This is a genomic window from Streptomyces sp. NPDC055013 (genome assembly GCF_053608645.1).
This window is the reverse complement of the sequence record NZ_JBSGVW010000002.1, coordinates 127,865-152,106: the sequence shown is the minus strand read 5'-3', so window position 1 is coordinate 152,106 and position 24,242 is coordinate 127,865. Positions and strand designations below refer to the sequence as shown.

Annotated in this window: 20 protein-coding genes; 13 read left to right on the top strand and 7 right to left on the bottom strand. The window is 70.7% G+C overall.

Going from position 1 to position 24,242, the window contains the following annotated elements:
- Positions 1-88 precede the first annotated feature (88 nt).
- Positions 89-751 carry an MmyB family transcriptional regulator gene (locus ACWGDB_RS03325; protein WP_427843953.1) on the bottom strand — a complete coding sequence of 221 codons (663 nt, stop codon included), beginning with the start codon at positions 749-751 and terminating at the stop codon, positions 89-91.
- Between the two features lie 223 nt (positions 752-974).
- Here ACWGDB_RS03325 and ACWGDB_RS03320 point away from each other — a divergent pair, with 223 nt between their 5' ends.
- The 3 genes from ACWGDB_RS03320 to ACWGDB_RS03310 all read left to right on the top strand — a co-directional run bounded on the left by ACWGDB_RS03320 (position 975) and on the right by ACWGDB_RS03310 (position 2,559).
- Positions 975-1,625 carry a helix-turn-helix domain-containing protein gene (locus ACWGDB_RS03320; RefSeq protein ID WP_453820856.1) on the top strand — a complete coding sequence of 217 codons (651 nt, stop codon included), beginning with the start codon at positions 975-977 and terminating at the stop codon, positions 1,623-1,625.
- A 53-nt stretch (positions 1,626-1,678) separates the two neighbouring features.
- Positions 1,679-2,203, top strand: a complete 525-nt coding sequence (locus ACWGDB_RS03315; protein WP_383601203.1) for a toxin-antitoxin system, toxin component — start codon at positions 1,679-1,681, stop codon at positions 2,201-2,203.
- A gap of 125 nt (positions 2,204-2,328) precedes the next feature.
- Positions 2,329-2,559 (top strand): hypothetical protein, encoded by a 231-nt coding sequence (locus tag ACWGDB_RS03310; RefSeq protein ID WP_453820855.1) that lies wholly within the window; start codon positions 2,329-2,331, stop codon positions 2,557-2,559.
- Between the two features lie 27 nt (positions 2,560-2,586).
- On the opposite strand, the gene ACWGDB_RS03305 is transcribed toward ACWGDB_RS03310, so the two are convergent.
- Both ACWGDB_RS03305 and ACWGDB_RS03300 read right to left on the bottom strand, forming a co-directional pair.
- Positions 2,587-3,267: a 4'-phosphopantetheinyl transferase family protein gene (locus tag ACWGDB_RS03305; protein WP_453820854.1), complete on the bottom strand. Its 681-nt coding sequence runs from the start codon at positions 3,265-3,267 to the stop codon at positions 2,587-2,589.
- Positions 3,264-4,124 (bottom strand): metallophosphoesterase family protein, encoded by an 861-nt coding sequence (locus ACWGDB_RS03300; protein WP_453820853.1) that lies wholly within the window; start codon positions 4,122-4,124, stop codon positions 3,264-3,266. The genes ACWGDB_RS03305 and ACWGDB_RS03300 overlap by 4 nt, the downstream gene beginning before the upstream one ends.
- Before the next feature lie 312 nt (positions 4,125-4,436).
- Between ACWGDB_RS03300 and ACWGDB_RS03295 the strand changes: the two genes are divergently transcribed.
- Positions 4,437-5,570, top strand: a complete 1,134-nt coding sequence (locus tag ACWGDB_RS03295) for an ATP-grasp domain-containing protein (protein ID WP_453820852.1) — start codon at positions 4,437-4,439, stop codon at positions 5,568-5,570.
- Positions 5,571-5,805: 235 nt separating this feature from the next.
- On the opposite strand, the gene ACWGDB_RS03290 is transcribed toward ACWGDB_RS03295, so the two are convergent.
- The 4 genes from ACWGDB_RS03290 to ACWGDB_RS03275 all read right to left on the bottom strand — a co-directional run bounded on the left by ACWGDB_RS03290 (position 5,806) and on the right by ACWGDB_RS03275 (position 12,312).
- Entirely contained in the window at positions 5,806-7,056 is a 1,251-nt protein-coding gene (locus tag ACWGDB_RS03290) for an alpha-L-fucosidase (protein ID WP_453820851.1), read from the bottom strand.
- A 5-nt stretch (positions 7,057-7,061) separates the two neighbouring features.
- A complete protein-coding gene (locus ACWGDB_RS03285) occupies positions 7,062-10,115 on the bottom strand; it encodes an alpha-mannosidase (protein WP_453820850.1) in 3,054 nt (1,017 codons plus the stop codon).
- Positions 10,116-10,210: 95 nt separating this feature from the next.
- Positions 10,211-11,551 carry a 6-phospho-beta-glucosidase gene (locus tag ACWGDB_RS03280; RefSeq protein WP_453820849.1) on the bottom strand — a complete coding sequence of 447 codons (1,341 nt, stop codon included), beginning with the start codon at positions 11,549-11,551 and terminating at the stop codon, positions 10,211-10,213.
- Complete coding sequence (locus tag ACWGDB_RS03275) at positions 11,548-12,312, bottom strand: DeoR/GlpR family DNA-binding transcription regulator (protein ID WP_453821072.1); 765 nt, start codon at positions 12,310-12,312, stop codon at positions 11,548-11,550. The genes ACWGDB_RS03280 and ACWGDB_RS03275 overlap by 4 nt, the downstream gene beginning before the upstream one ends.
- Before the next feature lie 167 nt (positions 12,313-12,479).
- Here ACWGDB_RS03275 and ACWGDB_RS03270 point away from each other — a divergent pair, with 167 nt between their 5' ends.
- The 9 genes from ACWGDB_RS03270 to ACWGDB_RS03230 all read left to right on the top strand — a co-directional run bounded on the left by ACWGDB_RS03270 (position 12,480) and on the right by ACWGDB_RS03230 (position 24,232).
- On the top strand, positions 12,480-13,499 hold the full coding sequence (locus ACWGDB_RS03270) for a carbohydrate kinase family protein (protein WP_453820848.1): 1,020 nt from the start codon (positions 12,480-12,482) through the stop codon (positions 13,497-13,499).
- An 89-nt stretch (positions 13,500-13,588) separates the two neighbouring features.
- On the top strand, positions 13,589-14,875 hold the full coding sequence (locus ACWGDB_RS03265; RefSeq protein WP_453820847.1) for an extracellular solute-binding protein: 1,287 nt from the start codon (positions 13,589-13,591) through the stop codon (positions 14,873-14,875).
- Positions 14,875-15,834 (top strand): carbohydrate ABC transporter permease, encoded by a 960-nt coding sequence (locus ACWGDB_RS03260; protein WP_451173053.1) that lies wholly within the window; start codon positions 14,875-14,877, stop codon positions 15,832-15,834. Before ACWGDB_RS03265 ends, ACWGDB_RS03260 begins: the two co-directional genes overlap by 1 nt.
- Positions 15,835-15,846: 12 nt before the next feature.
- Positions 15,847-16,686, top strand: a complete 840-nt coding sequence (locus tag ACWGDB_RS03255; RefSeq protein WP_453820846.1) for a carbohydrate ABC transporter permease — start codon at positions 15,847-15,849, stop codon at positions 16,684-16,686.
- Positions 16,683-19,631, top strand: a complete 2,949-nt coding sequence (locus ACWGDB_RS03250; protein WP_453820845.1) for a glycoside hydrolase family 2 TIM barrel-domain containing protein — start codon at positions 16,683-16,685, stop codon at positions 19,629-19,631. Before ACWGDB_RS03255 ends, ACWGDB_RS03250 begins: the two co-directional genes overlap by 4 nt.
- Positions 19,632-19,703: 72 nt before the next feature.
- Positions 19,704-21,533, top strand: coding sequence for a LamG-like jellyroll fold domain-containing protein (locus tag ACWGDB_RS03245; protein ID WP_453820844.1), 1,830 nt, complete (start codon positions 19,704-19,706; stop codon positions 21,531-21,533).
- Between the two features lie 18 nt (positions 21,534-21,551).
- Positions 21,552-23,219 carry a PHP domain-containing protein gene (locus ACWGDB_RS03240; RefSeq protein WP_453820843.1) on the top strand — a complete coding sequence of 556 codons (1,668 nt, stop codon included), beginning with the start codon at positions 21,552-21,554 and terminating at the stop codon, positions 23,217-23,219.
- Between the two features lie 7 nt (positions 23,220-23,226).
- Positions 23,227-24,063 carry a hypothetical protein gene (locus tag ACWGDB_RS03235; protein ID WP_453820842.1) on the top strand — a complete coding sequence of 279 codons (837 nt, stop codon included), beginning with the start codon at positions 23,227-23,229 and terminating at the stop codon, positions 24,061-24,063.
- 37 nt (positions 24,064-24,100) lie between these two features.
- On the top strand, positions 24,101-24,232 hold the full coding sequence (locus ACWGDB_RS03230) for a hypothetical protein (RefSeq protein WP_453820841.1): 132 nt from the start codon (positions 24,101-24,103) through the stop codon (positions 24,230-24,232).
- The last annotated feature ends 10 nt before the right edge of the window (positions 24,233-24,242 follow it).

Below are 24,242 nucleotides of genomic sequence, written 5' to 3'. Positions count from 1 at the left end.
TGCGAGGGAACAGGGCCGACGACGTCTCCCTGCCGGAATTCGTGCTGACGGGGCGCCGCCGGCGACCTGAACGCCGACGGTGCCCCGTTCAGTCCTCGGGGGCGGGCACCACGCGCAGGTGGGCCGCGGCGGCTCGGGCCCCACGGACCCTCGGCCGGTCGCGGCGCACCTCGCGCAGGACCAGCGTCAGCCGGGTGTAGCCCAGCTCCTGAAGGGTCCGGGGCGTCTCGTCGACGACCCGGCAGTCGGTGGCGCCCCAGCGCGGGTCGGGGTGCAGCAGCGGCCGTACGGCCCCGTCCAGTTCGGCCGCCCGTTCGCCGACCGCGCGGATCCAGTGCGGCAGGCCCTGCCGGTAGGCGGCCTCCATGATCGGGTCCTGGGCGATCTCCCGGCGGATGGCCTGCACGCCGTGGTCATGGCCGTGCCGCTCCACGGCGGCCGCGAAGCGGGCCAGCATCGGCAGGCACCAGCTGGACTCGTGCTCGCCGAGGACGGTGCTCGCGTCCGGGTGGAAGAGCACGAACCTGAGGAAGTTCTCGTCGGGCATGGCCGTCGGATGCGGGCCCACGCCGCGGAAAAGTGACGCGAAAGCGGTGTTCGCCAGAACGACGTCCCAGCGGTGGTCGACGATGACGGACGGGAAGGGCACGGCTTCGACGAGGGTGGCGTAGTCCCGCAGATACGCCTCGGCCTCGGGCCTCTCGGGGACGGGCCGCGGTACGGACCGCTGCCCACCTGCCTGATATGCCATCGGGAGGTCACCCCTCTTGCCTATGCGGCCTTCACGCGGCGCCTTGATCCTGCTGCCCGCGCCGGAGCGGTGTCAACTATCGTGGCATTTCGTGCCTGTTGACGGCTGAAATTGGCCACAGTTGTGGCGAGACCTGGATGTGAGTTCGAACTACCCGGTAATCTCCGTCCAGTTCACCGCGACCGCTTGTGAGAAGCCTGTGAGAGCTTTAGGAGATCTGTCGGTGACGGATGGCATCGAGGGTCCGGGCGTCATACCGACGGCTGAGCTGCCGGCCGTCGTCGCTCGCGTCACCGCGCTCGCCGACCGGCTCGGCGTACCGCACGCGGAGGTCTTCGACACCGGCCGTCTGTGTGTGGCCTGCGGCGTCCCGGAGCCCGTGGTCAAGGCCCTGCTGAGCGGCCGCCCGGCAGGAGAGCCCGACGTACAGGCCCGGTTCCTGCAGCGCCTCGACCTCCTGCGCCGCACCCGCGTCAAGCCGAACGGCCGCAGGTACACCCAGCAGGAGATCGCCGACGGCGCGGGCATGTCACGGCAGCAGGCCGGCGCCCTCATCAACGGCGACCGGCGCCCCACCATGGAGCACTGCGACGCGATCCAGCGCTTCTTCCGCGTCCACGCCGGATTCCTCACGGCCGAGGACCCCGAGGCGCTCGCGGGTGCACTCCAGCGCGCCGAGCAGGACCTGCTGCACAAGCTCGCGCAGCGCGAGGCGGCCCAGGCCGCCGAGGACCCGCTGGAGAGGCTGCTCCAGGACCACGGGGTGCGCGGCATCGCCTGGCGGGCCGCCCAACTGCCCACCGACCAGCACCGCGACAAGGTCGCGGAGTGGCTGGACATGCTCTTGGAAAGCGTCAAGCGGCCCGAGTCGTGATCCGGAGGGAAAACCGGGGGGAGAACGGGAGAACTGTGGGCATCGGTAGGGAAATGCGCCGCCTGTGCGGCGAGTTGGTCGCGGAGCTGACGCTCCCCGCACCCTCGCCGCCCGAGAAGCTGTACAGCGCCCTGTGCGGCGCGATGAGCAGACGCCGCGGTCGGCCCGTCCACTTCCGTACGGCCGCCTTCCCGCCCGGCACCGCCAGCGGACTGTGGCTCGACATGGCCGACCAGGACCTCGTCGTGATCGAGGAACGCACCGCACCCGACCATCAGCTGGTCATCCTCGGCCACGAGCTGTGGCACATGAAGGCCGGCCACTGCAGCCACAGCGTCGAGGGCGCCAGTGTGGCCGCCCGCCTCCTCGACGACAACGCCGATCTGCACTCGACGATCCTGAAGGTCGCCGCCCGCAGCCACTTCGACCAGGCGGAGGAGAAGGAGGCCGAGACCTTCGGGCTGCTGCTGGCCAGCAAGTGCCGTACGTGGCTGGCCGTTTCCTCGGTGCGCGGGCAGCGGGACCATCTGGCGGGGCGGATCGAGGCGTCACTGGGCTATCTCGGCCCGCAGGGCTGATCGAGGGAACGTCGGGCCCACGTCCGGGCGGTGGACGAGCCCGATTGTCAGTGGTGGACGGCAAGCTGGTGGTGCGCCCTCATGTGCGGGCGTGACGCGATGACGCCGATCCGGGGAGCCGACCGATGCACACCGCCGTACTGACCGACCGCGAGCGCACCGCCGTACAGGCCTATCTGCGGCTGTTGCACACCGTACGAGCCGCGTTCGACGGTCCTCCCGGCTCCCGCCGACCACCCGTCGTCCCGCCCGCCGTCCTCGCCGAGGCGGAACAGGCGCTGGCGGCCGCCGGCCTGACGGGCAACGAGGAGGAGTTCTTCCGGCTGCTGCAGAGCTGGTGCCCGGCGGAGCCGTAGCTGATCCGGCAGCGGGCCCGCGGAGGCTCAGGTGTGCGGCACGCTCACCGCTGTCGCCACCAGCCCCCGCCGGACCGTCCACCGGCCCTCGAACCGGTCGACGGTCCGGTCGCCCACGAGCGGGCCCGGCACGAGGAGCCGGGCGCGGAACCCTCCGCTGTGCTGCTCACCGGCGTCGGCGAAGAAGTCGAGGTCGGCCTCGGTGAAGTCCAGCCACTTCGCGGTGAGCGGGAACCACGCCTTGTAGACGGACTCCTTGGCGCTGAAGAGCAGCCGGTCCCAGTGGATGCCCGGACGGTCGTCGGCCAGGCTGCTCAGCCGGTCCACCTCTGCGGGCAGGGCGACGGCGGGCAGGACGCCCTCCGGGAGCGGCTGGTGGGGTTCGGCGTCGATGCCGAGGGAGGCCAGTTCGGTGGCGCGGGCCAGCGCGGCGGCGCCGTAGCCCTCGCAGTGGGTCATGCTGCCGATCAGTCCGGCGGGCCAGCCCGGGGCGCCGCGCTCACCGGGCAGGATCGGCTGGGCGGGCACGCCGAGCTTCTCCATGGCGCTGCGCGCGCAGGAGCGTACGACGGCGAACTCCCGGCGGCGCTTGAACACCGCCTTCGCCACGACCGCCTCCTCCTCGGGGTACAGGGCCGTGTGCGCGGGCTCCTCGTCGCCGTACGCCTCGACGGTGGCCACCGGGGCCGGCAGCAGTTCCTCGATCAACGGGCCCGGTCCTCCTTGGGCAGAATCGTGCGCAGCCGTCCCGGCGGGCCCGGTCGCTTGCGCCACTCGCGGGGGTATCCCACCGACACCTCCTCGAAGCGGACGCCCTCGTGCCAGGTGGTCCGCGGGATGTGGAGGTGGCCGTAGACCATCGTCTCGACCCGGAACCTGCGGTGCCAGTCCGCGGTCCGCCGGGTGCCGCACCACATGGCGAACTCGGGGTACCACAGCACGTCCGTGGGATGCCGGTCCAGCGGATAGTGGTTGACGAGGACGGTGGGCAGGTCCTCGGGCAGTGCCGCGAGCCTGCGCTCCGTCTCGGCGACCCTGGCCTCGCACCAGGCCTCGCGCGACGGGTAGGGGTCGGGGTGCAGCAGGTACTCGTCGTTGCACACGACCCCGGTCCCGTGCGCGTACGCCAGCCCCTCCTCCTTGGTCGTGCAGCCGGAGGGCAGGAAGGAGTAGTCGTACAGCAGGAACAGCGGCGCGACGGCGACCGGGCCGCCGGGGCCGTCCCAGACGGGATAGGGGTCCTCGGGGGTCGTCACGCCGAGCTCGCGGCACAGGTCGACCAGGTGCTCGTAGCGGGCGACGCCGCGCAGGGTGACGGAGTCCTTGGGGTGGGTCCACAGTTCGTGGTTGCCGGGGGCCCAGACGACCTTGCGGAAGCGGCCGGCGAGGGTCTTGAGCGCCCAGCCGATGTCGGCCACGGTCTCGGCCACGTCACCGGCGACGAGCAGCCAGTCGTCGTCGCCGGCGGGACACATCCGCTCGACGAGCGCGCGGTTCTCCTCGTACCCGATGTGCAGGTCACTGATGGCCAGCAGCTGTCCGGCACCGCCGGCCGTCGACGTCACCCCTCGCCCCTTTCGATCACACGAATGACCTTACGAGAACACAGGCCGCGTTCGGGGCACAAGGCCGGATCACGTCGTCGCGTCGCAGGGCGCTGTGCGGGCGGCCGGGGCGGGGTGACCGGGACGGTCAGGAACCGTCCGCAATTCCGTAACACGTACGTTGCACGCGGCACCCCTTGAAAGCCGTATGATCGCCGCAACACCACCGCCATGAACGTCCCTTCGCACGGGGCGGTTTGGTGTCCCTCCAACCACCCTGCCCGGGCACGGGCCTGCTTTGCCCTGCCCGCGAACCCGAAAGGACGGCCCTGCATGGTCTCTCGCGTACGCGTCTGGCTCAACCGCACGTACGCGGAGAACGTGTTCTTCATGGATCAGCTGCGACGAAATCCCAGCGATCGGGCCGTTGAGATCCATGCGACGCACGGGGACGCCGACTCCCCCGTGCTGGCCGCCGCCGACACCGCCGAACTGGAGCCCGAGGGCCTGTCCCCGGCCGGGTACGTCGAGTACGCCCTCGCCCAGTGCCGGCGCCGCGGCATCGACGTGTTCGTGCCCCGCCTGCACCAGTCGGCGATCGTGGCCCACCGGGCGGACTTCGAGGCGGTCGGTACGGCGCTGCTGGCGCCGCCGCCCGAGGCCGTCGCGGTGTTCCACGACAAGGTGATCGCGTACGAGGCCGTGCAGGCGGTCGGGGTGCCGGTGCCGCCGTGGTGGCGGGTACGCAACGCCGACGAACTGCTCGCCGCTGTCGAGGAGTTGGAGGCTGCCGGTCACAAGGCCTGCTTCAAGCCGGCGTCCGGTGCGGGCGGTGTGGGCTTCCGCGTCATCACCCGCGCCCCCTTCTCGCTCATGCACCTCAACGGGTTCCCGACGCCGTATGTGCAACTGGATCTGGTGCTGGACGCGTTGCGGCGCAGCGACGAGCCGGTGGACTGGCTGGTGATGCCGCGCCTCGAGCAGCCGGAGGTGTCGGTGGACTGCCTCACCGGGCCGGACAACCGGGTGCGGCTGGCGATCGGCCGGATCAAGAACGGCCGCCGTCGCGGGTTCACCGTGCAGGAGCCGTGGCTGGAGCCGGCGCGGCTGATCGCGGAGGGGTTCGGGCTGCACTATCTGTCCAACATCCAGTTCCGGATGTTCGGGGACACGCCGGTGCTGATGGACGTCAACACGCGGCCGGCCGGCGGACTGCACCAGCTGTCGCTGTGCGGGGTCAACGTGCCGTGGCTGGCCGTTCAGCTGGCGCTGGGCGACGACCCCGGCGAGGTGGTTCCGCCGTTCCTCGGGCAGGACTACACGGTCGTGTCCGGGCCGCGGCCGCTGCGGCCGGTGTCCATTCCGCAGCAGCGCTCGGAGATCGAGGAGCCGCTGCTTCCGGCGGTGCCCGCGCCGGCGTCGGTCGACTCCGTCGCTAGCGGGGCCGCTCAGGTTCTGCCGCTCTAGGTCGCCCGCTTCAAGTTGCCCGCCGATCGAACCCGTTGACGGAGTTCGAAAAAGTTTTCCCGGCAGGGTGTATCACGGCACCGACCGCGCGCTCATAAGAGTGAAAGGCAACGGGGGAACCGGGAAACACGGGGGATCCACGGGGGGACGCACCACCACGGGGGAAGTACGGGGGCTTCGGGCCGGCCGGCGCTGTCACGGGGGCAGCGGCCGGCCGGCCCGAAGGTTTCTCGGCTCAGAATCGGCCCGAGCCCCGGTACAGCTCCAACTCCCCGTCCAGCTCCACGGCGAGCACCGTGGCATGCGGGTCGAGGTCGGCCGCGGTGGGCGGCTCGATCCACAGCACGCCCGGCGTCTCATGGAGGCCGCCGGTGATGCGGTGGGCCAGTTCCGTGCCGCTGCCGACGACCGTGACCCGGCGTACCGAACCGAGCAGCCCGCGTACGTTGATCTCGGCGCGCGGGGCGTCGAAGAGGATCAGGTACAGGGTGCGGCGGTCCTCGGACAGGGTGCTCGGGCCGTAGTGGTGACCGGCCGGGAGGCCGCGCCCGGTGCCGTGCACCGCCTCCGCGTGCTTGGCGATCCAGTCACCCACTCCCTCCAGCCGCTCGGCCTGCTCCGCCGGGATCGTGCCGTCCTCGCGGGGTCCGACGCTCAGGAGCAGGTTGCCGCCCGCGCCGATCGTCTCGGCGAAGTAGCGGATCAGCTGGTCGACGGACTTGTGGTTGTGGTCGTGGTGCTGGTGGCCCCAGGAGTCGTTGATCGTCAGGCACAGCTCCCACGGGCCCTCCGGCGGTATGACCGGGGCCCCCTGTTCCGGGGTCGCGTAGTCGCCCTCGCCGAGCATGCGGGCGTTGAACACGACGTCCGGCACCTCGGAGCGGATCAGCGCGGCGAGTTCGGGGATGCGCCACTGCTCCTCGCTGCGGTCCCACTCGCCGTCGAACCACATCAGGTCCGGCTTGTAGCGGGAGGTCAGCTCGCGGATCTGGCCGTCCCGGTAGGCCAGGAAGCGTTCCCAGGCGTCCAGGTCCTCATGTTCGGCGGCGACTTCGGAGTACCGGTTGTCCTCCAGCTCCGGCGGGCGGCCGGGCTTGCGCGTGGAGGCGTAGTCGGGGTGGCTCCAGTCCGAGTGCGAGTAGTAGAGCCCGACCTTGAGGCCCTGCTCGCGCAGGGCGTCCGCGTAGCCGCCGATCAGGTCGCGGCCCACGTGCAGGTCGCCGTGGGCCGTGTCCCACAGGGCCACGCCGTCGTGGTGGCGGCTGGTCAGGACGGCGTACCTGGCGCCGGCCCGCGCGAAGAGCTTCGCCCAGTCGCGCGGGTCGTAGCGGGAGGCGGTGAAGCGGTCGAACTGGGACATGTACCGGTCGTACGGGACGATGTCGTCGTAGAACGACCAGGACTCCTGCACACCGTCGACGGCGTAGATGCCCCAGTGGACGAAGATCCCCAACTTGGCGTCGGTGAACCAGGGTTGCACGGGCACCCCGCTCAGCTCCCTTCCGCGCGCTGCAGGCGGAGCGTGAGGACCTGGAAGGGACGCAGGGCGACGGCGACCCCGCCGTCGCCGGTGACGTCCGCGTCCTGAAGCGGGCGCTCCAGCAGGTCGGTCACCTGGGCGCCCGCGAGCGGGAAGCCGGGGCGCAGGACGCCGTTCGCGCGGCCGCCGCGGGACTCGTAGAGGCGTACGACGACATCGCCGGACCGGTCGTCGGCCAGCTTGACCGCCTCGACGGTCACGCCGTCCCCGGCCACCGAGACGACGGGCTCGGGCGCGCCGGCCGCATCCGCCACCCGCAGGGGGAGGTTGAGGGCATAGCCCTCGGCGACGGCGTCCTCGATGCTCGCGCCGGGGAGCAGGGAGTAGGTGAAGCGGTGCATGCCCTGGTCGGCCTCGGGGTCCGGCACGCGCGGGGCGCGGACCAGGCTGAGGCTGACCCTGGTCGTCGTACCGCCGTCCTCGCGGACCGTACGGGAGACGTCGTGGCCGTACGTCGAGTCGTTGATGACCGCGACGCCGTAGCCGGGCTCGGCGATGTGCACCCAGCGGTGGCCGGAGACCTCGAAGCGGGCCGCCTCCCAGCTGGTGTTGGTGTGGGTGGGCCGCTGGATGTGGCCGAACTGGATCTCGGCGGAGGAGTGCGGGGCCCGGATGTCCACCGGGAAGCCCGCCTTGAGGATCTTCTCGGCCTCGTGCCAGTCGATCTCGGTCTCGAAGTCGATACGGGGGCTGCCGGCGCGCAGGGTGATCGTCTGGGTGACCTTCGAGCCCTTGCCGAACGACCTCGTGACCCGGATCGCCCCGATCAGGGCGTCCTCCTCGACGACGGTGACCGCGTCCGCGTCCAGCAGATCCGTGTAGCGGTTCCGGTAGTGCTTGTCGATGTCCCAGGCGTCCCAGTAGTTCGGGAGGTCGGTGTGCAGACGCAGCAGGTTGCCCTTGTCGGCGAGGACTTCACGACCGGCCCGCAGATCCCGTACGGAGGCGAGCGTGCCGTCCTGCGCGACCTCGACGCGGATCAGGCCGTTGTCGAGGACACGGCCGGAAACGGAGACCGGGTGCGCGGGTCCGGCGGCGGCGATGGGCGCGCTGCCGCTCGCGGGCACCTGCACATACGCCGGTGCGCCGTCGGCCGTACGGACCACCTCGGCCCGCTCGAACGGGCTCGTGTTGAACACCCGCGCGTCGCCACCGCCCAGCGCGGCCACCGCCTGTGCCGTCAGCGCCTCCAGCTCCTCGGCCACCCGGGCGTATTCGGCCTCGGCCTCGCGGTGCACCCAGGCGATGGACGAGCCGGGCAGGATGTCGTGGAACTGGTGGAGAAGGACCGTCTTCCAGAGCCGGTCGAGCTTCTCGTACGGGTAGTCGTAGCCCGGCGCGTGCAGCGCGGCCGTCGTCGCCCACAACTCGGCCTCGCGCAGCCGGTGTTCACTGCGCCGGTTGCCCTGCTTGGTACGGGCCTGGGAGGTGTACGTCGCCCGGTGCAGCTCCAGGTAGAGCTCGCCGACCCACACCGGGGCGTCCGGGTACTCCTCGCGGGCCTTGGCGAAGAACTCGTCGGGGTGCTCCACGACGACCTTCGGGGAGCCCTCCAGGTCCGCCAGCCGGCGCGCCCGCTCCATGATCTCGCGGGTGGGGCCGCCACCGCCGTCGCCCCAGCCGAAGGGCGCGAGCGAGCGCGTGCCGCCGCCCTTCTCCGAGTAGTTGCGGACGGCGCGGTCCATCTCCTCGCCGCTGAAGCGGGCGTTGTAGGTGTCGACGGGCGGGAAGTGCGTGAAGATGCGGGTGCCGTCGATGCCCTCCCACCAGAAGGTGTGGTGGGGGAACTTGTTGGTCTGGTTCCAGGAGATCTTCTGGGTCAGGAACCAGTCGTTGCCGGCGAGCTTGGCGAGCTGCGGGTAGGCGGCGGTGTAGCCGAAGGAGTCCGGCAGCCAGACGCCCTTGGTCTCGACGCCGAAGTGCTCGATGAAGAACCGCTTGCCGTGGATCAGCTGGCGGGCGATCGCCTCGCCGCCGGGCAGGTTGCCGTCGGCCTCGACCCACATGCCGCCGACCGGCGCCCACTGGCCCTTCTTGACGGACTCCTGGATGCGGGCCCAGACGTGCGGATAGTTGTCGCGCACCCACTCGTACTGCTGGGCCTGCGAGCAGGCGAAGATGAAGTCGTCGTACTCGTCGGCCAGGGACGTGACGTTCGAGAAGGTGCGGGACGTCTTGCGCTTGGTCTCGCGGATGGGCCACAGCCACGCGGAGTCGATGTGTGCGTGACCGACGCCGGAGACGGTGTGCGCGCTGGCGTGTGCGGGGCGGGCCAGGACGGGCGCGAGCACCTCGCGCACTGCCGTGGCGCTCCCGGAGATGTCGTCCAGGTCGAGGACGTCCATGGCACGGTCGAGGGCGTGCATGATCTCGTGGCGGCGCGGCTCGTGCTCACCGAGGTGGACCATGAGCTCGCGCAGCACCTGGAGGTCGAGGTCCAGGTGCCAGACCTCCTCGTCCAGGACGGCGATGTCGGCGCGCTGGAAGGTGTAGAGGGGCTTGTCGCCTGCCGTGAGGACGTCACCGAGCGGGGTGGGGGCGGCGAAGTCGTTGGCGAGGATGTCCGGGTTGGAGGCGGCCTCGACCAGGTAGTCGATCTCCTCGCCGCCCGAGACGGGGTTGCCGATCGGCACGTACTGGTTGAGCGGGTTGACCGCCTTCAGGGGCCTGCCGTCGGGCAGGTGGACCAGGGCCTCGGCCTGGTTGCCGGGCCAGTCCCCCACGAAGCCGAGGTCGATGACCGCCTCGACGCGCCGCCCGGCCCACTCGGCGGGCACCCGGCCACGCATCCGGAACCAGGTCGTGCCCCAGGGCGGGCCCCACGGGGTGTCCATCGCGAAGGGCGTGTACCGGGCGGCCGCGGCCTCCTCGAAGGAGACCGGCTCCCCCGGCGCGTGCCAGGCCTCGACCTCGAAGGGGACGGTGGCCGAGTAGACCGCGGGCTTGATGCGCTGGTTGTGGACGCGCTCGACGCGTTCCTCGATCCGGCGGCGTTCGTCGTGCATCAGGGTCTCCAGGGAGGGAGAGAACGGAGGTGGGAAGCGAGGGAACCGGGTGGAGGCCGGTGGGGCGAGGGCAGGAAGCGCTTTCTGGGCGTGCGCTACTTAAGGTACGCGAGGCCGGGATGCACCCCGGCGTAGCCCTCGACCAGTCTGCGGGCGACGCCCACGGAGTCGACCAGCGGGTGCAGCGCGAAGGCCTTCACCGCCGTCGTGCGGGAGCCGGACTCGGCGGCGGCGAGCACCTCCCGCTCGACCGCCTTGACCGAGCAGACGAGGCCGGTGGCGTGGTCGGGCAGCGGGGCGACGGCGACCGGGTGGGCGCCGTTGGCGTCGACGAGGCAGGGCACCTCGATGACGGCGTCGGAGTCGAGCACCGACAGGGTGTTCTGGTTGCGGACGTTGAGGATCAGGGTCGTGCGCTCGTCGCGGGCGATGGCCCGCATCAGCGCGAGCGCCACCTTCTCGTACCCGCCGGAGAGGTCGTCGGCGTCGCGCTCGCCGGCGCCGGCCGTCTCCCGGTTCTCGGACATGTAGGTGGCCTCGCGCTCGGCGCGGGTGCGGTCCCAGGCCTGAAGCGCGGAGACGTCCGGGTTGCGCATCTGCTCGTAGAAACCGGCCTGCTGGTCGCGCAGGAAGGCGCCGCGGGTCCTGTCGGCCTGCTGGTAGGCGCGGACGGCCTCGCGGTTGAAGTAGTAGTAGTGCAGGTATTCGTTCGGGATGGCGCCCAGCGACCGGAGCCAGTCGACGCCGAAGAGCTTGCCCTCCTCGAAGGAGCCGAGCAGGTCGGGGTCGGCGAGCAGGCGCGGCAGTTCGTCGCGGCCGGCGACGCGCAGGCCGCGCACCCAGCCGAGGTGGTTGAGGCCGACGTAGTCGATCCACGCCTCGCCCGGGTTCTTCACGCCGAGCACCCGGGCGATACGGCGGCCGAGGCCGACCGGCGAGTCGCAGATGCCGATGACGCGGTCGCCGAGGTGGCGGGACATGGCCTCGGTGACCAGTCCGGCGGGGTTGGTGAAGTTGATGACCCAGGCGTCCGGCGCCAGACGGGCCACCCGCCGGGCGATGTCCACGGCGACCGGGACGGTCCGCAGGCCGTAGGCGATGCCGCCCGCGCCGACCGTCTCCTGGCCGAGGACGCCCTCGGCGAGGGCGACCCTCTCGTCGTTCGCCCGGCCTTCGAGGCCGCCGACGCGGATCGCCGAGAAGACGAAGTCGGCGCCGCGCAGGGCCTCGTCGAGGTCGGTGGTGGCGCTCACCTCGGGCGCGTCGGGCACCCCGGCGGCCTGCTCGGCGAGCACGCGGGTCACGGCGTTCAGACGGCCGGCGTCCAGGTCGTGCAGCACGACCCGGGTGACCCGGCCCTCCGCGCGGTCCGTCAGGAGCGCCCCGTACACGAGCGGCACGCGGAATCCGCCGCCGCCCAGAATCGTCAGCTTCACGCCTGCACCTTTCCTGCCACGAGCACCTTGACGCCGGCCTCCTCCAGGGCGGACCGGGTCGCCGTGTTCACGGGAGCGTTCGTCACCACCATGTCCAGGTCCTCGGGACCGCATACCTTCGCCATGCCCGTCCCCGGGAACTTGGCCGCGTCGGCGAGCAGGACGACCTTGTCGCCGGCCCCGATCATGGCTCGCTTGACCGGCACCTCGACGACCGTGGTGTCCATGACCTGCCCGCCGGGCCGCACCCCGCTGGTGCCGAGGAACAGCCAGTCGGCGTGCAGCTGGCGCAGGTTGTCCTCGGTGAGGAAACCGACCAGGGAGCGGTACTCGCGGCGGACCATGCCGCCGAGCAGCACCAGCTCGATGCCCTCGTCGTCGGCGAGCTCCTCGTAGACCACCAGGTTGCTGGTGATCACGGTGATGCGGCGGCCGTGCAGCTGGCGGGCCAGCCGGAAGGCGGTGGTGCCGATGTCGAGCAGCACCGACTGACCATCTTCGATCATCGCGGCGGCGTGCGCGGCTATGGCGTCCTTCTCGGGCACGCGCATCTCGGCGACCTCGGCGAAGGGCTGGTCGCCCTCCTCCACGACCGCGCCGCCGTGCACCCGCGTGAGCAGGCCGTCCTCCTCGAGTTTGACCAGGTCACGCCGGATCGTGGCGGGGCTCACACCCAGCCGCTCGGAGAGATCGGTCACGGCCGCGGGGCCGCCGGAGCGCAGGGCCCGCAGGATGAGTTGGTGTCGTCGCTCTGCCAGCACGACGTGAACACTACTCGTCATCTTCAATCATCGCCATGCTCATTTCTGCTCGGGTATTGACCAATCCCGCGGAGCGGCGCACGATTCCGCTCACCGAAATGAAGAGTTTTGACGAGCTCTCCCCCACGGGAGTCCCCGGACGAGAGCCCGAGCGAGAGGACTTCTCCGTGGATGACGACCGGCCCGATGTGCTGCTGACCGGGCTGCTCTTCTACGACCTCGTCCTCACGGGGCTCGGGAAGCCGCCGACACCGGGCGAGGAGATCTGGACGGGCGGCATGGGCTGCGGCCCCGGCGGCATCGCCAACCTGGCGGTGGCCGCCGCCCGCTTCGGCCTGCGCACCTCTCTGGCCACGGTGTTCGGCGACGATCTCTACGGCGAGTACTGCCGCGACGTCCTGTGCGACCAGGAGGACATCGACCTCTCGCTCTCCCGCACGGCGGACGGCTGGCCCACCCCCGTCACCGTCTCCCTGGCCTACGGCCACGACCGTGCCCTGGTCACCCACGGCCAGGAACCCCCGTACTCGCAGGACACGCTGATGGGCGACCCGCCCGAGGCACGCACCGCCCTCGTGCACATCGAGGCCGAACCCCGCGAGTGGCTGGCCAAGGCCGCCGCGAACGGCACCCGGATCTACGCCGACGTCGGCTGGGACCCCACCCAGCAGTGGTCCACCGCCCTCCTCGACCAGCTCTCCCTGTGCCACGCCTTCCTCCCCAACGAGACCGAGGCGATGGCCTACACCCGCACCGACACCGCCGCCGCGGCCCTCGGCACCCTGAGCGAGCTGGTGCCGGTGGCCGTGGTGACGCGTGGCGGGGACGGCGCCGTCGCCGTCGACCAGACGACCGGCGAGTACGCGGACGTGCCCGCCCTGGACATCGATGTCCTCGACGCGACGGGCGCGGGCGACGTGTTCGGGGCGAGCTTCGTCGCGGCCTCGCTGGGCGGCTGGCCGCTGGCGGAGCGGCTGAAGTTCGCCGTCCTGGCCGCCGGTCTTTCGGTCCGGCGGCCCGGCGGGGCGCTGGCCGCCCCCGGCTGGTACGGCGTCGACCGCTGGTGGCGCTCCCTGACCGATCCCGAACTGAAGCGGGCGTACGGCTTCCTGACGGACCGGCTCCCGGACGATCCGGGACCCCCCGTCGCGTACGCCCCCGTGACCCCTCCCGCACGGCAGAACTGACTTCCCCAAGCGAGCTCCCCCACGTGCTCTCTCCCCCACGTGCCCCTCTCATGCGAAGTCCCGAAAAAATCCGAAAGGCGGTGGGAGCTGTGCGGCTCTCACGAAGAGGCCTGCTCCGCGCGGGCCTGGCCGGTACGGCCGCCACGGCGCTGGGCAGCCTGGCGTCCGGCTGTGCCGTTCCGACCGGCTCATCCGGCCGGAACATGGTCCTGTGGTACTGGAGCGGCGGGCTGAGCGACACGGTCGTGAAGAACGCCAAGGCGCGTTACGACAGCGCCGTGGACCTCGACGCCATCCAGATCGGCGGCTACTACCGGTCGAAGCTGATCACCACGATGGCGGGCAACGCCCACATCCCCGACATCGCGGGCCTCAAGGGCGAGGACATGGCGTCCTACCTGCCGAACTCCGACCAGTTCGTGGACCTCAGGACGCTCGGCGCCGACAAGCTCAAGAGCCGGTACCTGGACTGGAAGTGGCAGCAGGGCGTGGCCCCGGACGGCAGCCTCGTCGGCTTCCCGATCGACGTCGGCCCGGTCGTGCACTACTACCAGCCCGCCGTCTTCGAGAAGGCCGGGCTGGCCCACGAACCCGACGACGTGTCCCGGGAACTGGACACCTGGGAGAAGTTCTTCACGGCCGGCGAGCAGTTGAAGAAGCGGATACCCGGGACGTACATCCTGACCGACGTCGGCAGCGTCTTCGAGATGTCGATCGGCCAGAGCACCACCCGGTTCGTCGACGAGGATCGCAACTTCATCGGTGACGGCAGCAACGTCCGCACCTGCTGGGAGCGGGCCGTGGAGGCCAAGCGGCGCGGGATCGTGTCGAACATCGTGACGGGCACGCCCGACTCGATCTCGGCGACCGAGAAGGGGAAGCTGCCGAGCCAGCTCAACGCCTCCTGGGCGGCCGGTGACCTCAAGCTCGCCTACCCGAAGACCAAGGGCAACTGGCGGGTGGCGGGCTGTCCCGGCGGCCCCTCGAACGTCGGCGGCTCCTTCCTCGCGATCACGAAGGCGTGCCGGGAGCCCGAGCGGGCCTTCGAGATCATCACCTGGATGCTCGACGCGGACAACCAGGCCCAGGGCTTCGTCGAGGCCGGACTGTTCCCGTCGACCCCCGCGTCGTACGAGATGAAGAAGCTGCGCGAGCCGGACCCGTTCTTCGGCGACCAGATCACCATGGACGTCTTCGGGCCGGCCGCGGAGAAGATCCCGGTCGCCTTCAACAGCCCGTACGACGTCGCCCTCGGGCAGCCGATCAGGGACGAGATCAAGAACGTCGGCGTCCTCGGCAAGGATCCGAAGAAGGCCTGGGAGGACGCCATGAGCAAGTGCCGGCGTATCGCCAAGCACCTGGGGGTGAGCATCTGATGGCCGTCATCGAGCAGACCCCGCCCGCCGTGAACCGGCCGCAGCCCTCCACGGCCCAGCCGAAGAAGGGCCTGCGCAAGCACTGGCACCTCTACGCCGCGATCTCCCCGTTCTACCTGCTCTTCCTCGCCTTCGGCCTGATCCCCGTCGGCTTCTCGCTGTACCTCTCCTTCCACCGCTGGGACGGGCTCGGCTCGATGGAGTGGGCCGGACTGACGCAGTACCAGTACCTGCTGAGCGACAGCGACTTCTGGCAGTCCATCGGGAACACGATCGTCATCTGGGCGCTGGCCACCTTCCCCATGATCTTCCTGGCGATGGTGACGGCCGTGATGCTCAACTCGGCGGTCCGCTTCAAGAACGCCTACCGGTTCGCGTACTTCCTGCCGAACGTCACGTCCGTCGTGGCGATCGCCATCGTCTTCGGGTCGATCTTCTCCACCAACTTCGGCCTGGTGAACGCCCTGCTCCAAGCGGTCGGGCTGGACCAGGTGGCCTGGCTGAACACCCCGTGGGGCATCAAGGTCGCCATCGCCACCCTGATGACCTGGCAGTGGACCGGCTACAACGCGATCATCTTCCTGGCCGGGCTCCAGACCATCCCGAGCGACCTGTACGAGGCGGCGCGGATCGACGGTGCCGGTCCCGTGCAGACCTTCTTCCGGGTCACCCTGCCGCTGCTGCGGCCGACGCTGCTGTTCGTGCTCGTCGTCTCCACCGTCACCGGTCTTCAGAGCTTCTCCGAACCCCAGGTGCTGCTCCAGACCACGGCCAACGAGTCGACGTTCTCGGGCGGCCCGGACCACGCCGGCCGGACGATGGTCCTCTACTTCTTCCAGCAGACCTTCGACAACAACGACTTCGGGTACGGCGCCGCCGTGGCGTGGGGCATCTTCCTGGTCGTCGTCCTCTTCTCGATCATCAACTGGCGCCTGGTGCAGCGCCGGGGCGAACAGTAGGAAGGCCGCGACATGGCATCCATCAAGGGCTCCGGACGCCGGGGCATCGCCCTGCACGCGTCCCTGATCATCGGTGTGCTGCTGTCGGCCTTCCCGTTCTACTGGGCCGTCATCATGTCGACGCACACCTCGTCGGAGATCTTCTCGTACCCGCCGAAGCTGCTGCCGGGTTCGCACTTCCTGGAGAACGTCCGCAGCCTGTTCGACACGATCGACTTCTTCGGGTCGATGTGGAACTCGCTGCTGGTCGCGACGGTGGTGACGTTCCTGGTCCTGTTCTTCGACTCGCTCGCGGCCTTCGTCTTCGCCAAGTTCGACTTCCCGGGCAAGAACGTGATGTTCGCGCTGCTGATGCTGATCTTCATGGTCCCGGCCCAGATGTCGGCGATCCCGCAGTTCGTGATCATGGCGAAGATCGGCTGGATCGGCTCGATGACCGCGCTGATCGTGCCGGCCGCGGCCAACGCGTTCGGCATCTTCTGGATGCGCCAGTACATGAGGAGCGCCATCCACGACGAACTGCTCGACGCCTCCAAGCTGGACGGGGCGAACTTCCTGCGCCAGTACTGGCACGTCGCGCTCCCGGTCGTCCGCCCCGGGCTCGCCTTCCTCGGCATCTTCACCTTCATGGGCCAGTGGAACGACTACGCCTGGCCGCTGATCGCCCTGACCAACCCGGACAACGTCACCCTCCAGGTCGCGCTGTCCCAGCTCAACGGCACGCACGGCACCACCGACTACGGCATGGTGATGACCGGCGCCGTCCTCGCCCTCATCCCGCTGCTGATCGTCTTCGCGATCGGTGCCCGGCAGATCATCGGCGACCTCGCGAAGGGGGCCGTACGCGGATGAACGATCCGTCGATCCTCGGTCCCGGCGCCGTCGATCCCCTGGTCGCCCTGCGCCCCTGGGAGGCACCCGAGGTGACCTCCTGGGGGCGACTCCCCATGAACGCCGTCGACCGGCGCTCCGGAGTACTCCCCCTCGACGGCGACTGGCGCTTCCAGTTGCTGTCAGCTCCGGACGCGCCGGTCGGCGGTGCGTGGTCCTCTGCGTACGTCCCGGGCGTCTGGACCCTGCAGGGCACGGACGACCTGCCGCAGTACACCAACGTCCGCATGCCGTTCGCCGAGTTCCCGCCCCACTCCCCGGCCGCCAACCCGACCGGTGTGTACGAGCGCGAGGTGGACGTCCCCGCAGAGTGGGCCGGAGGCAGGATCGTGCTCCGGGTCGGGGCTGCCGAAAGCGTGCTGCTGGTGCATGTGGACGGGCGGCCGGTGGGCATCTCCAAGGACTCGCACCTGGCGGCCGAGTTCGATCTGACGGGACTGGTGCGCCCCGGCTCCCCCGCGACCGTGCGGCTCACGGTCGTCAAGTGGTCCGACGCCTCGCACATCGAGGACCAGGACCAGTGGTGGCACGGCGGGATCACCCGCTCGGTGCTGCTGTACGCGACGGACCCGCTGTATCTCGCGGACGTGACCGTGCGGGCCCACCACAGCGGTGAACTGCGCGTCGACTGCCAGGTGCGGTGCGCGGGTGGCACCCTGCCCGCGGGATGGCACCTCACCGGCGAGCTGGACGGTCAACTCCTCGTACAGGACGGCGAGTTCGACCGCATCAATGCCGAGGACGAACGGGTCTCCGACTTCCTCGGCGAGGCACGGCTGCGGACCACCGTGCCCGAGGTGCGCACCTGGAACGCGGAGACACCCGAGCTGTACGACCTGACCGTCCGCCTGCACCGCGCCGACGGCACGGTCGCCGACACCTCGCACCATCGCGTCGGCTTCCGCGACGTCGAGATCGTCGGCCGGGATCTGCTGGTCAACGGCGAGCGGGTGTTCATCCGGGGCGTGAACCGGCACGACTTCCATCCGCTGACGGGGCGGACGGTGTCGTACGACGACATGCGCGCCGATCTCGTCCTGCTCAAGCGGTTCGGATTCAACGCGATCCGCACCGCCCACTACCCGAACGACCCGGCCCTGTACGGCCTCGCCGACGAGCTCGGCTTCTACGTCGTCGACGAGGCGGACATCGAGTCCCACGACCACGCCCACGAGATCGCCGACGACCCGCGCTGTCTGAACGCTTTCGTGGACCGCGTCTCGCGCATGGTGCTGCGCGACAAGAACCACCCGTCGGTCATCATCTGGTCGCTGGGCAACGAGTCGGACTACGGCGCGAACCACGACGCTGCGGCGGGCTGGGTGCGCCGGCACGATCCGACGCGGCCACTCCAGTACGAGGGGGCGGCCAAGCTCGACTGGGCGGCGACGGACGACGCCTCCGACATCGCCTGCCCCATGTACGCGCCGCTCGAGGACTGCGTCGCCCACGCCCTGTCCGGCCGCCAGACGAGGCCGCTCATCCAGTGCGAGTACTCGCACGCGATGGGCAACAGCAACGGCACGCTGGCCGACCACTGGGCTGCCATCGAGGCCACCCCAGGTCTTCAGGGCGGGTTCATCTGGGAGTTCTGGGACCACGGGATTCTGCAACGCGTGAGCGATGGCAGACCTGCCGGGCGCGCGGGCGCCGGGCTCCATGACAACGGTGTCGCCGCGCCCGGGTACCGCTGGGCGTACGGCGGTGACTTCGGCGAGTCCCTCCACGACGGCGCGTTCATCGCGGACGGCATGGTGTTTCCCGACCGCACGCCCAAGCCCGCGATGTATGAGCACCGGGAGATCGCGGCGCCGGTGCGCATCGAGTGCTTCAAGCACGAGGGCGTCGTGCTCGGCAACCACCAGCACTTCCGGGGCCTGGACTGGCTGGCCGGCGAGTGGCGGCTGGACCTGGCCGACGGTACGACGCTGACCGGACCGGCCGAGCTGCCGAACCTGCGCCCCGGCGAGACGGCCGCCGTGCCGCTGCCCTTCGAGGTGCCGCACGACGGCGGCGAGGCCTGGCTGACGCTGTGCGTGACGGTGGCCGAGGACCAGCCGTGGGCGCCGCGCGGCACCGAGATGTGCGTGCCGCAGATCCGGCTGCGCGGGCCCGCCGTGGCCGCGGACGTGCCGGTGGACCGGCAGGTCGAGGTCGACGGCGAGGGACTCCTCCGCCATCCGCTGCTGACGGCGGCCCCCACGCTCTCCCTGTGGCGGGCGCCCACCGACAACGACGAGCTGGGCGGCATGGCCGGGCGCTGGCGCAGCTGGGGGCTCGACGCGCTGGTGCGCAAGGTCGTGTCCGTCCGGCAGGACGCCGGCCGGGTGACGGTGGAGGCCGAGTACGCGGGCACCACGGGTGTCGTACGGCACCGGCAGGTGCTCACGCCCGTCGAGGGCGGGGTCCGCGTCGACGAGGAGGCCGAGCTGCCGGAGACGTTCGACGACGTGGCACGGGTCGGCACGGTCTTCGAGACGGCCGCGGGGCTCGACCTGCTGGAGTGGTTCGGACAGGGCCCGTGGGAGTCCTATCCCGACCGCAGTGCGGGCGCGCCCGTCGGCCATCACCGCAGACCGGTCGACGAGTTGTTCACGCCCTATCTGCGTCCGCAGGAGAGCGGCGGGCGGCACGGCGTACGCCGGTTCACGCTGTCCGCGCCGGACGCCACCGGGCTCTGGGTCGCGCTGGACGAACCCCGCCAGGTCTCCGTGACCCGCTACCGCGCGGAGGACCTCGCCTTGGCACGGCACCACGACGAGCTGGTCCCGCGGCCCGGCTGCGTGGTGCACATCGACGCCGCGCACCGGGGCCTGGGCACCGCCTCCTGCGGGCCCGACACCTCACCCTCGTATCTCGTCGCACCGGGCATCCATCGCTGGAGCTGGGCCCTGCGCGTTCTGTGAACTCCCCCCACGCCCTTCGCTGTCACCCCTCATGGATCCCACGGATCTCACGGATCTTCCTACGGAGCACACGTGTGTACTTCGCATGACCCTGCCCAGGGCGAGGCCGAGCAGGCCGGAGCCGGGAGACGCGGTTTCCTGCGCGCGACCGCACTGCTCGGCGCCGCCGCCACGGCGGGGGTCGCGCTGCCGGCCGTGGCCGAGGCGTCCCCGGCCGCGGCCGGCCGGCGTCCGGACGCCGACAGCCGCCGCTTCACGCTGGCCGTGATGCCCGACACCCAGTACCTCTTCGACGGGCCGAGCATCAACGCGGCGCCCGTCGAGGCGTCCCTGCGCTACCTCCTGGAGCACGGGCGGGAGGAGAACATCGTCTTCCTGTCCCACCTCGGCGACCTCACCGAGAACGGCGCGAAGGACGAATGCGCCGCGATCGGCAAGGCGTTCGAGCTGCTCGACCGCAGGGGCGTCGGCTACAGCGTCCTCGCGGGCAACCACGACGTGAAGTCCTCCACGGACGACCAGCGCGGCCCGACGCCGTACCTGGACACGTTCGGCCCGCGGCGCTTCAAGGGCAAGCCCACCTTCGGGGGCGCGTCCTCGGACGGCTACAACACCTACCACCTGTTCCGCGCGGCCGGCCGCGAGTGGATGGTGCTCGCCCTGGACTGGCGGCTGTCGGCGAAGGGCTACGCCTGGGCGAAGGACGTGCTCGCCCGGCACCCGAAGACACCCGTCGTCCTCACCACCCACGAACTGGTCGTCCAGGACGACGCGTTGTCGTCGTACGGACAGCAGCTGTGGGACCAGCTGGTCAAGGACCACGACCAGATCTTCCTGACCCTCAACGGGCACCACTGGCCCGCGGGCCGGCTCACCCGCAGGAACGCGGCGGGCAACGACGTCCACCTGCACCTGACGAACTATCAGAACCGCTACTTCGGCGGCGCGGCGATGATCCGCCTCTACCGCTTCGACCTCGACCGGAACGTCATCGACGTCGAGACGGTCTCCCCGTGGATCCTGGGCCGGGCCGCGAAGGGGCTCAACGAGCTGGAGCGGCAGGAGATCGAACTCAGCGGCGACGCCGACCGTTTCTCCGTCGACATCGACTTCACGGACCGCTTCTCCGGCTTCGCCCCGGTGCCCGCCCGCCCGGCGCGCCCCGCGTCGAAGATGCTGATCCGGGACACGGCCGCGTACTGGCGCTTCGAGTCGCCCGTCTCCGGTACCGTCCGCGACCTGTCCGGCCACGGCAACGACCTCACCGTGGTCTCCGTGGGCGGCGGCGAGCTCGGCTGGTCGGCCGACCACCACCCCGACCAGCCCGGTCACGGCAGCCTGGAGTTCCAGGGCTACAAGTCCCCCCTGAAGGGGGCGTACCTGCGCACGGTCGACGGCGCCCCGCTCAACGCGGCCACCTTCAGGAACGGTTACACCGTCGAGGCCTTCTACCGGGTCCCCGCCGACTGGGACGCCTCGCACAACGCCTGGGCGGGCCTGGTCGGCCGTACCGGCACGGGTGGCGCCGCGGGCAGGACGGAGGGCGACCCCGACGAGCCGCTCGCCACGCTCTCCCTCTCCGACGGGCCCGGCCCGCAGTGGGCGGTCCGCCCGCTCAACCAGCAGGGCATCGCCACCAACTGGGGCGACGAGACCGCGCGCGAGACCTGGTGGCACGTCGCCGTCGTCAACGACGGCAGGCACACCACGCTGTACGTCCAGGGCTGTCCGGTGGCCCGCAACCCGCACGCCACCGCGATCGGCCTCACCTCGGTCGGGCTGCCGTGGCTGCTCGGCGGCTACGAGTACGGCGGCAAGATCGACCAGATCCTGTACGGCCGCCTCGGCGACGTCCGTATCGTCGCGCGGGCGCTGCCCGTCACGTCCTTCATGAACCACTGACGCCCGGCGAGGATGAACATGACCGATCAACAGCTGCCCACCTGGGCGGACCCGTCCGTCGCGCCCGCCGACCTCGACCCGCAGGGCGTCTCCCGGCGCGGCCTCCTGCGCCGCGCGGGCCTGTTCGGCGCCGCGTTCGCGCTCGGCTCCGCGGCCGTGCCCGCGGCGGCGTCCTCGCGGGGCTGGGGCGGCGACGACCCGCGCCTCGCGTATCTCGTCGGCGACCACCACATCCACACGGTCTACAGCCACGACGCCAAGTACACGTTCTCCCAACTGGCCGCCGCGGGCGCCAGGTACGGGCTCGACTGGATGGTGTTCACCGAGCACTCCAACTTCGGGCACGCCAAGTACGGTGCCGTGCTGGAGCACGAGGAGATCCTCAAGGCGCGTTCCGAGAACCCGCGCCAGCTCATCTTCCAGGGCCTGGAGTGGTACATCCCGGCCGCCGAGCACTGCACGGTCTTCGCGGCGCCCGGCCGGCACGAGGTCGACCTGCTCACACGGTTCGAGAGCGCCTACGACGGCAAGCTGCTCGGCTACGACAAGGGCGGCCCCGCCGACGCGGACACCGCGCGCAACGAGGCCCACGCCGTCAAGGCCATCAAGTGGCTGGCCGAGCAGCGCCGCAAGGGCTACGTCGACGACGTCCTCGTCCTCGCCAACCACCCGCTGCGCCTGGGCATCGACTCCCCGCACGAGATGCGGGGCTGGCGGGACGCGGCCCCCGAGATCATGATCGGCATGGAGGGCGCACCGGGCGCCCAGGGCGCGGCGATCCCCGGCTGGCGCGGAAGCACGTCCATGCGGGGCGAGTACGAGAACAAGCCCTCGGCGCAGTCCTGGCCGGGCTACCCGGCGGAGGCGTTCCTCACGTACGGCGGCTTCGACTGGGCGACCGCGACGGTCGGCGGGCTGTGGGACTCAATGCTGGCGGAGGGCCGCCCGTTCTCGATCACCACGAACTCCGACGCCCACCGCATCGTCTTCGACACCTGGCGCAACGGCGACTGGCCCGCGGGCCAGAACTTCGACAACACCGGCAAGCTGCCCGACCCGGTGAACACCGACACCCCGCAGCCGGGCAGCGACTTCTGGCCGGGCCAGTTCAGCCGCACCCACGTCGGCGTGACCCGCTACGGTTACCGCGCCGTGATGGCGGGCCTGCGCGCGGGCCGGGTCTGGCTCGACCACGGGCATCTGCTCGACGGCCTCGACGTCCGCCTCAAGCGGGACTGCGACCACGGCCGCGGCGTCACACTGGGCGGCCGGCTGCGGGTACGCAAGGGCGAGAAGCTCACACTGCATGTCACGGTCACGACGGCCTCCCGGCCCAACCCGCAGGGAATCCTGCCGGAGTTGGCGCACGTGGACGTCATCCGTGGCGCGGTGCGTGGCCCGGTGGCCGACCGGGACGCCTGGCAGGCGCCGGACACCAAGGTGGTGACGACGAAGGACGTGAGCGGCCGCAAGGGGACGTACACCCTGCGCATCCCGCTCACCGCCGGGCACGAGTCCTTCTACGTCCGCCTGCGCGGCAGCGACGGCAACCGCCACGGCACGGGCTACCTGGGCGCCTCGGTCGACCCGCACGGCCCGATCCCGCACACGCCCGGAGACGGTGACCCGTGGGCCGATACGTGGTTCTATTCGAATCCCGTATTCGTCGACGTGGCAGGAGCCTGACAATCTGATGAAGCGTCACTTCCTTACTCCCGTCTGCTTATTGGCCGCCCTGGGGCTCGGCGCGGGCACCGCTTCCGCGGCCGGAGACCCGCAATGGGCCGAGTCGGGCACGGCGTACACCGACACGCTGGGCGGCGGGCAGGGGCTCGCCGCCCGGGCGGACGGCTCGCTCCTCTACCGGGGCCTGGCCGACATCCCGCTGGGCCTGCGGATCAAGGGCTGGAACCACGTCGGCGACCCGGACATCGCCCAGGGCCACGTCTTCGACGCCTACCAGGGTCCGGACACGGCCACGTCCAAGATGTTCGCGGTGACGACCCCGGCCGGGAAGCGCTACGAGTACGTCCACCAGCTCAACCCGGGCGAGAAGCTCAACAACTCCTTCGCCACGGTCTCGCCCGACGGGCAGTGGCTGGTGTCGGGCGAGTGGGGCGACCAGCGAAGACTCCAGGTCTTCCCCGCTCCCCTGCTCAACCCCGCCACACCACCGACCGGCGGAGACCTCAAGGAGGCCTGGCAGATCAGCCTGGACAAGCCCGTACGCGATATCCAGGGCTGCGACTTCGTGACGGACACCCGCCTGATCTGCGCCTCCAACGACGCCTCGGGCACCCTCTTCCCGGAGATCCGCCCCCTTCTCCAGGTCGACCTGCCGCGCAAGGTGGACGGCCAGCCGATCACGGGCGCGGTGAAGAGCCTGTTCGCACTGCCGCAGCGCAGCGTGTGCACGGGCACGTTCGAGACTGAGGGCGTCGACTACGACGTGAACAGCGGCACGTTGCGGGCTCAGATGATTCCGCCCGGGGTGTGTGCGGTGGCCACGGCCGTGTACGCGTACAAGTGAGGGACCGGAACGACAAGTCCGCGACACCTCTTGGTCATTGGCCTTCCAGCAGCCGGAAACACCCGCACACCGGGATGATCTGGGGCACGAGGCGTCGTTGCGGGTGCTGCCCGACGTCTTCACCTGGCTGCTGGGCGGACGCTCGCGGCTGACGGCCGAGCCCGCCTGAGTCCCGTACC